This window comes from Pseudomonas delhiensis, from assembly GCF_900187975.1.
Lineage (GTDB): Bacteria > Pseudomonadota > Gammaproteobacteria > Pseudomonadales > Pseudomonadaceae > Pseudomonas > Pseudomonas delhiensis.
The window spans coordinates 183,853-191,790 of sequence record NZ_FZPC01000011.1 but is presented as its reverse complement, the minus strand read 5'-3'; the positions used below and the strand labels follow the sequence as shown (position 1 = coordinate 191,790).

The following is a 7,938-nucleotide window of genomic DNA, read 5'->3' as shown; positions in this document are numbered from 1 at the left end:
AGTAATCTGATGGCTATCCTGGTAATCGCTGAGCACAACAACGGCGTCCTGGGCGCTGCCACCCTGAACACCGTCGCTGCCGCACAGAAGATCGGCGGTGACATCGCCGTCCTGGTTGCAGGCGCGAACGTCGGCGCCGTGGCCGAAGCCGCCGCCAAGATCGCAGGCGTTGCCAAGGTGCTGGTCGCCGACAACGCCGCCTACGCCCACCAGTTGCCGGAGAACGTCGCTCCGCTGGTCGCAGAGCTTGGCAAGGGCTACAGCCACATCCTGGCCGCCGCCACCACCAACGGCAAGAACTACCTGCCGCGCGTCGCCGCGCTGCTGGACGTCGACCAGATCTCCGAGATCATCGACGTGGTCAGCGCCGACACCTTCAAGCGCCCGATCTATGCCGGCAACGCCATCGCCACCGTGCAGTCCTCGGCTCCGGTCAAGGTCATCACCGTGCGCACCACCGGCTTCGACGCCGTCGCCGCCGAAGGCGGCTCGGCTGCCGTCGAGCAGGTTTCCGGCCCGGCCGATGCCGGCAAGTCCGCCTTCGTCGGCGAAGAGCTGGCCAAGTCCGACCGTCCGGAACTGACCGCCGCCAAGATCGTGGTCTCCGGTGGCCGCGGCATGGGCAACGGCGACAACTTCAAGATCCTCTACGCCCTGGCCGACAAGCTGGGCGCCGCCGTCGGCGCTTCCCGCGCCGCGGTCGACGCCGGCTTCGTGCCGAACGACATGCAGGTCGGCCAGACCGGCAAGATAGTCGCGCCCCAGCTGTACATCGCCGTGGGCATCTCCGGTGCCATCCAGCACCTGGCGGGCATGAAGGACTCGAAAGTCATCGTGGCCATCAACAAGGACGAAGAGGCGCCGATCTTCCAGGTCGCCGACTACGGCCTGGTGGGCGATCTGTTCGAGCTCGTGCCGGAGCTGGAGAAGGCCGTCTGAGCCTGACCCGCTGACGAAGGAACCCGCTCCCAGGAGCGGGTTCTTTCATTTCGGGCCCCTGGTTTCCCATGTTCGCCGCAAGGGACGACCCATTGGTCACGAATCTTCTCCCGGTTGCGCCCAAGAGAAGGTGTCTCATCTACAATGCGCGACGTCTTCAGTACCTGAACCTGTTCTAACGGCACCTGGCAAACGAGGTTTTCATGATCATCAAACCGCGCGTGCGTGGCTTCATTTGCGTCACTACCCACCCGACCGGCTGCGAAGCCAACGTCAAGGAGCAGATCGACTACGTCGAGGCGCATGGCCCCATCGCCAACGGTCCGAAGAAGGTCCTGGTGATCGGCTCGTCCACCGGCTACGGCCTGGCCGCGCGCATCAGCGCCGCCTTCGGCGCCGGCGCCGCCACCCTGGGCGTGTTCTTCGAGCGCCCGGGCAGCGAGACCAAGGCCGGCACCGCCGGCTGGTACAACTCGGCGGCCTTCGAGAAGTTCGCCCACGCCAAGGGCCTGTACGCCCGCAGCATCAACGGCGACGCCTTCTCCGACGAGGTGAAGAAAGTCACCATCGAGACCATCAGGCAGGACCTGGGCAAGGTCGACCTGGTGGTCTATAGCCTGGCCGCCCCGCGCCGTACCCATCCGAAGACCGGCGAAGTCTTCAACTCGGTGCTCAAGCCGGTGGGCAAGGCCGTCAACTTCCGCGGCCTGGACACCGACAAGGAAGTGATCAAGGAAAGCGTGATGGAGCCGGCGACCGCCGAGGAGATCGCCAACACCGTCGCGGTGATGGGCGGCGAGGACTGGCAGATGTGGATGGACGCGCTGCAGGAGGCCGGCGTGCTGGCCGATGGCGTGAAGACCACCGCCTTCACCTACCTGGGCGAAGAGATCACCCACGACCTGTACTGGAACGGCTCCATCGGCGCCGCCAAGAAGGACCTGGACCAGAAGGTCCTGGGCATTCGCGAGAAGCTGGCCGCCAACGGCGGTGACGCCCGCGTGTCGGTGCTCAAGGCGGTGGTCACCCAGGCCAGCTCGGCCATCCCGATGATGCCGCTGTACCTGTCGCTGCTGTTCAAGGTGATGAAGGAGAAGGGCACCCACGAGGGCTGCATCGAGCAGGTCGACGGCCTGTTCCGCGACAGCCTCTACGGCAGCCAGCCGCACCTGGACGCCGACGGCCGCCTGCGCGCCGACTACAAGGAGCTGCAGCCGGACGTGCAGGACAAGGTGAAGGAGTTGTGGAACCAGGTGACCAACGAGAACCTGTACCAGCTGACCGACTTCACCGGCTACAAGACCGAGTTCCTGCGCCTGTTCGGCTTCGAGATCGCCGGGGTGGACTACGAGCAGGACGTCAACCCGGACGTGCAGATTCCCGGTCTGATCCAGCTGTAAAAGCTGATCTTCGCTCCAGCAGAACCGGCGCCCAGGCGCCGGTTCTGCATTCCGTCCTCAGCGAGCCGCGGTGCGCTGGGCCCTGGCCTGTTCGAGGAAGTCCAGGTAGTGGCCGGCGGTCTCTTCCGGGCGCTCGATCATCGGCACGTGGCCGCAGTCGCGCAGGATGGCCACGCTGGGGTGCTTGAGCAGCGGCTTCATCACCTCGACGCTGGAGACGTCCAGCACCCGGTCGCGGTCGCCCCACAGCAGCAGGGTGGGCGCGGTGATCTTCGGCAGCTCCGGCTCCAGCGGGATGTAGCGCTCGCGCAACTGGCCGAAGATGTAGGCGTTGAGCTGGCTGCGCTGCACGCCGCGCTCGCCCAGGTACAGTTGCAGGCGCTCGGGCATCGGCGGGCGCTGGTAGATGACGAAGTCCATCAGCCCGGAAAAGTCCTCGGGGCGGCCCAGCACCAGCGGGTTGGGCTGGCCGCCCTGCAGGCGCCGGAACAGTTCGCTCTGCTGCGGCGCGTCGATCCCGGCGTTGTCGAACAGGCCCACGGAGAAGGCCATGTCCGGGTGCCGCGCGGCCATCAGCGCGACTATCTGCCCGCCCATGGAGTTGCCCACCAGGTGCAGGCGGCCGATGCCCAGGGCCTTGGCGAAGTCCACCAGGCGCTCGGCCTGGGTGCCGACGTCGTAGCTGATGGCCCGGGGCTGGCTGCTTTCGCCGAAGCCGGGCAGGTCGGGGATGAGCACGTGGTAGCGGTCGGTCAGGAAGCGGGCGAAGCGCGGCCAGTTGTCCTTGTCGGCGCCGAAGCCGTGGACCAGCAGGACGGTCTCCGCCTCGCGCGGGCCGCCCTCGTAGTAGCGGATGTCCAGGCCGTCGACGCGTACGCTCTGCTCGCTCAGGCCGGCGCGGGTGCGTTCGACGAACTGGGCGCTGGCCAGCAGGCTGGAGGGGAGGGCGTAGAGCACGCCGGCGCCGGCGGACAGCAGCAGGACGAGGGCGAGCAGGACTTTCTTCATCGGTGATCCTTGTGACCGGGGTAGCGGAAATCGAGGGTCGGGAAGGGAACGCGGCGGTTCTCGGCTTGGCGTATCCAGCAGAACGGTGACATGCTGTACTGGCGTCCGAATTCGCCTAGTCTGACCCTTTGTTCAGAACTTTTTCTTACAGAAGCTAGCATGCCGTCGTCATACGCACCGCCCTCCCTTTCGCCGGTTCGCGAGGACCGCGCATGATCGGGCGCAGCCGCGCCCTGCTGGCCATGGTCGGCCTGCTGGCGCTGCACGCCCACGCCCAGAGCAGCCAGTGCTCGGTGCTGGTGGCCAGTGGCAACCCGGAGTACCCGCCGTTCCTCTGGCGCGACCCGGCCCAGCCGGAGCGCCTGGTCGGGGCCAGCGCCGAACTGCTGGAGCAACTGGGCAAGGCCATGGGCGTGAGCATCCGCGTGCGCTACACCGGCTCCTGGGCCCGCGCCCAGGAAGAGGCGCGGCTGGGCCGCGTCGACCTGCTCGCCGGCGCCTTCCTGACGCCCGAGCGCGAGGAGGTGATGGACTACATCCGCCCGGCCTTCCTCAGCACCGACAACGTGGTCTGGGTGCACAAGGGCGAGGGCTTCCCCTACGCCCGCTGGGAAGACCTGCGCGGCCACAAGGGCGGCACCCTGGTGAACAACAGCTTCGGCGCCGCCTTCGACGACTTCGCCGAGGCGCAGCTGACCCTGGAGGAGGTGCCGAGCGTGGCCCAGGCCTTCCAGAAGCTGGCCCTGGGGCGCACCGACTACGTGCTCTACGAGCGCTTCCCCGGCCTGGCCACGGCGGCCCGGCTGGGCCTGCAGCAGCGCCTGCAGCCGCTGGAGCCGCCGATCTCCAGCGAAGGGCTGTACCTGACCCTGGCCCACGCCTCGCCCTGCTATGGCCCGGAACTGCGCGGACAACTGCAGGAAAAAATGACAGAATTGGTCGCCGCCGGCGTACCGCAGCGCCTGTTGCAGCGCAACCTGCAGCGCTGGCAGGCCGAGCAAGCGCGGTCCGCCGCCTCTTCCACGCAGTAGAGAAGAATTCGTGAGCAAGCCAAGCATGACCCTCACGGGCCTGTTGCTGTGCGCCCTGGCGGGATGCGCCAACGACCCGGCTCCCAACGAGCAGATGCGCCTGACCGAACAGGCCCTGGACCAGGCCCGGGCGGTCGGCGCCACGGACGAGGTGGCCGAGTTCAAGCTGGCCGAGGACAAGTACCAGGCCGCCCGCGAGGCCATGGCCGGCGCCGCCAACAAGCGCGCCCGGCAGCTCGCCGAGCAGGCCGAGCTGGATGCGCGCCTGGCCGAGGCCAAGGTGCTGACCGGCAAGAGCGCCGCGCAACTGGCCGAGCAGGGCAAGAGCATCCAGCGCCTGCGCCGCCAGCTGGGGGAGGTGAAATGAGCCTGCGCCCACTGCTGCCGCTCGGCCTGGTGGCCGTCGCCCTGGCCCTGGCGGGCTGCTCCCACGGCCAGCTCGCCGAACAGTCCCTGGAGCGCGCGCACAGCGAGTTCCAGGCGGTCAAGGACGACACCGGCGTGCTGCACAGCGCGCCGCGCGACGTCATCCGCGCCGGCGAGTCCCTGGCCCGCGCCGAGCGCCTGTCCAGCTACTGGGGCAGCAACGACGACGTGCTGCAATACGCCTACCTCAGCCAGCGCTATAGCGAGATCGCCCGCGAGCGCAGCAACCTGGCGCTGAACCAGGAGCGCCTGGCCCGCCAGCAGCTTGACCGCGAGCGTCTGCAGCTGGCCCTGCGCGAGGCCAAGCTGGCCAGCGTGCAGGAGCAGAGCAAGTGGCTGGAGGAACAGATGGTCAGCCTGGCCACCGACCAGACCGAGCGCGGCCTGGTGCTGACCCTGGGCGACGTGCTGTTCGACAGCGGCGAGTCCGACCTCAAGCCGGCCGCCAACCGCACCGTGCTCAAGCTGGTGCAGTTCCTCCAGCTCAACCCGCGGCGGGTGATCCGCATCGAAGGCTACACCGACAACCAGGGCGACGAGCAGGAGAACCAGCAACTGTCCCGGGACCGCGCCCAGGCGGTGGCCGACGTGCTCACCGACCTCGGTGTCGACGCCGGGCGCATCCAGGTGCAGGGCTTCGGCGAGGCCTACCCGGTGGCGGACAACGCCTCTTCCCTGGGCCGCGCGCAGAACCGCCGCGTGGAAATCGTCTTCTCCGACGACAAGGGCCAGCTCGGCGCCCAGCGCTGAGCCCCCGGCGCCGGGCGGGCAGGCCCGGCGCTGCTAACCTGCTGGCAGGCCATCTCGAAAATTTTCGAGGCCGACCTTGGCGAAAATAGGGCCATGGGACCACCCCGCACCGGGGCGTCCGCCAGCAGGAACCGCACATGCCATTGAAACAGGAAACCCTCAAGGTCCTGGTCGCCGATGCCCAGCCGCTGACCGGCTGGGGGCTGCAGCACTACCTGGCCGAGCATTGCCGGGCCGAGGTGCTGGACTGGGTGAACGACACCGACTCGCTGCTGCAGCGGCTCGAACGCCACCCCGAGACCGACCTGCTGATACTCGAGATGGCGCTGCCCGGCTCCCGTGGCCGCGATGGCGTGCACATGATCGAGTGGCTGCAGCGCAACTACCCGCGGCTGAAGGTGCTGGTCTACTCGGTGATGGGCGCGCCGCTGATGGCCCGGGCCACGATCAAGTGCGGGGCCAGCGCCTACATCTGCAAGCGCAGCCCGCTGGGCGCCCTGGACGAGGCCCTGGAGCGAATCCGCCGGGGGCTGACCTACATCGACCCCAACCTGCGCCCGCAGCGCCACACCGGGCGGCCGCTGAGCCCCACCGAGATCGACATCCTGCGCCGGCTGTCCCACGGCGCCACCGTCGGCGAGATCGCCGAGCGCACCAACCGCAGCGTCTCCACCATCAGCACCCACAAGCGCAACGCCATGCAGAAGCTGGGCGTGACCAACGACGCGCAACTGGTGATCGCTGGCATGCTGGACTGGCTCGGCGAACTCTGAGGCGCTCTGGCGCGCGGGCTGCGCCGACCATCGGCGGCGGGCTGTATCGGCATGTTTCCCTGCTACTGTTCTGGAACAGTTTCGAGTTTTTGGCTACTGTTTCGGTCCAATGCCCGAGGGATCGCCGCCATGAGCAATCTGCTTCTGTACCAACGCATCGCCCAGCAACTCGCCGAGGACATCCGCCGCGGCGTCTACCAGCCGGGCGAGCGCGTGCCCTCGGTGCGCAAGCTGAGCACCCAGCTCAACGTCAGCCACGCCACCGTGCTGCAGGCCTACGCCACCCTGGAGGACCAGGGGTTGATCCGCGCCCGCCCGCAGTCCGGCTTCTACGTGCACCACACCCCGGCGCTGACCGCCTCGACCCCGGACATCGCGCGGGTCGAGCGCCCCGGCCTGGTCACCCGCAGCAGCATCATCAACCAGGTGCTCGCCGAGGCCCGCCGCGAGGGCGTGTTCCCCCTGGGCGCGGCAGTGCCGCACGTGGACTACCTGCCGGTGCGCGCGCTGCACCAGCAACTGGCCAAGGTCACCCGCTTCTCCAGCCCGCGGGCCTTCAGCTACATGTTCAGCCCCGGCTACGAGCCGCTGCGCCGCCAGGTGGCGATCCGCATGCGCGACGCCGGCGTGGTGGTCGACCCCAGCCAGGTGACCATCACCCACGGCTGCGTGGACGCCATCCACATGGCGCTGCGGGTGATGACCCGCCCCGGCGACCTGATCGCCACCGAGTCGCCGAGCTACTACGGCCTGCTGCAACTGGCCGACATCCTCGGCCTGAAGGTCATCGAGATCCCCAGCGACCCGCTCACCGGCATCAGCCTGGAGGCCCTGCAGCTGGCCGCCAACCAGTGGCCGATCAAGGCCCTGGTGCTGACCGCGCGGCTGTCCAACCCGCTGGGCGGGACCATCCCCGAGGAGCGCCAGAAGCAGCTGCTCAAGCTCACCGCCGAGCACAACATCGGGGTGATCGAGGACGACATCTACGGCGAGCTGATGTTCGACGAGGGCCAGACCAAGTCACTCAAGGCCCACGACCGCGAGGGCCGGGTGGTGTACTGCTCGAGCTTCTCCAAGACCATCTCGCCGGGGGTGCGCATCGGCTGGATCATCGCCGAGCGCTACCAGGAGGAAATCCGCCGCCTGCAGACCTTCACCACGCACTCGGCGTGTACGGTGACGCAGATGGGCGTGGCCGCGTACCTGGAGAACGGCGGCTACGACCGCCACCTGCGCTACATCCGCCAGGAGTACCGCAAGAACATGACCGCCTACCAGCTGGCGGTGCAGCAGTACTTCCCCGAAGGCACGCAGATGACCCGGCCCAAGGGCGGCTTCATCCTCTGGGTCAGCCTGCCGGCCAAGGTGAACACCAAGGAACTGCACGTGCGGGCGCTGGAGCAGGGCATCAGCATCGCCCCGGGGCTGATCTTCAGCAACACCGAGCAGTTCAACAACTGCCTGCGCCTGACCTGCGGCATCCCGTGGAACCGCGAGGCGGAGCGGGCGATCATGACCCTCGGCATGCTGGCCTGCCAGCTGTGCCAGGAGGAGCAGATCGCTGCCTGACGTGTTCCCGCCGGGCCCCCCCTGTAGGAGCGCGCCTTGCGC

Annotated in this window: 8 protein-coding genes; 7 read left to right on the top strand and 1 reads right to left on the bottom strand. The window is 68.2% G+C overall.

Translation table 11 applies throughout. The annotated features are described in order from the left end of the window. Window positions 1-9: 9 nt before the first annotated feature. Both CHC02_RS12305 and fabV read left to right on the top strand, forming a co-directional pair. Window positions 10-939 carry an electron transfer flavoprotein subunit alpha/FixB family protein gene (locus tag CHC02_RS12305; protein ID WP_089391743.1) on the top strand — a complete coding sequence of 310 codons (930 nt, stop codon included), beginning with the start codon at window positions 10-12 and terminating at the stop codon, window positions 937-939. A 203-nt stretch (window positions 940-1,142) separates the two neighbouring features. Further along, a complete protein-coding gene (fabV, locus tag CHC02_RS12300) occupies window positions 1,143-2,339 on the top strand; it encodes an enoyl-ACP reductase FabV (RefSeq protein WP_089391742.1) in 1,197 nt (398 codons plus the stop codon). 57 nt (window positions 2,340-2,396) lie between these two features. On the opposite strand, the gene CHC02_RS12295 is transcribed toward fabV, so the two are convergent. Then, window positions 2,397-3,347, bottom strand: a complete 951-nt coding sequence (locus CHC02_RS12295) for an alpha/beta fold hydrolase (protein ID WP_089391741.1) — start codon at window positions 3,345-3,347, stop codon at window positions 2,397-2,399. Window positions 3,348-3,559: 212 nt separating this feature from the next. Here CHC02_RS12295 and CHC02_RS12290 point away from each other — a divergent pair, with 212 nt between their 5' ends. The 5 genes from CHC02_RS12290 to CHC02_RS12270 all read left to right on the top strand — a co-directional run bounded on the left by CHC02_RS12290 (window position 3,560) and on the right by CHC02_RS12270 (window position 7,896). Then, window positions 3,560-4,378: a substrate-binding periplasmic protein gene (locus CHC02_RS12290; protein WP_089391740.1), complete on the top strand. Its 819-nt coding sequence runs from the start codon at window positions 3,560-3,562 to the stop codon at window positions 4,376-4,378. Window positions 4,379-4,403: 25 nt separating this feature from the next. Next, on the top strand, window positions 4,404-4,745 hold the full coding sequence (locus CHC02_RS12285) for a DUF4398 domain-containing protein (RefSeq protein WP_089391739.1): 342 nt from the start codon (window positions 4,404-4,406) through the stop codon (window positions 4,743-4,745). Further along, on the top strand, window positions 4,742-5,554 hold the full coding sequence (locus CHC02_RS12280) for an OmpA family protein (protein ID WP_089391738.1): 813 nt from the start codon (window positions 4,742-4,744) through the stop codon (window positions 5,552-5,554). Before CHC02_RS12285 ends, CHC02_RS12280 begins: the two co-directional genes overlap by 4 nt. 137 nt (window positions 5,555-5,691) lie before the next feature. Further along, window positions 5,692-6,327 (top strand): LuxR C-terminal-related transcriptional regulator, encoded by a 636-nt coding sequence (locus CHC02_RS12275; RefSeq protein WP_089391737.1) that lies wholly within the window; start codon window positions 5,692-5,694, stop codon window positions 6,325-6,327. 129 nt (window positions 6,328-6,456) lie between these two features. Further along, complete coding sequence (locus CHC02_RS12270) at window positions 6,457-7,896, top strand: aminotransferase-like domain-containing protein (RefSeq protein ID WP_058071001.1); 1,440 nt, start codon at window positions 6,457-6,459, stop codon at window positions 7,894-7,896. Window positions 7,897-7,938: the final 42 nt, after the last annotated feature.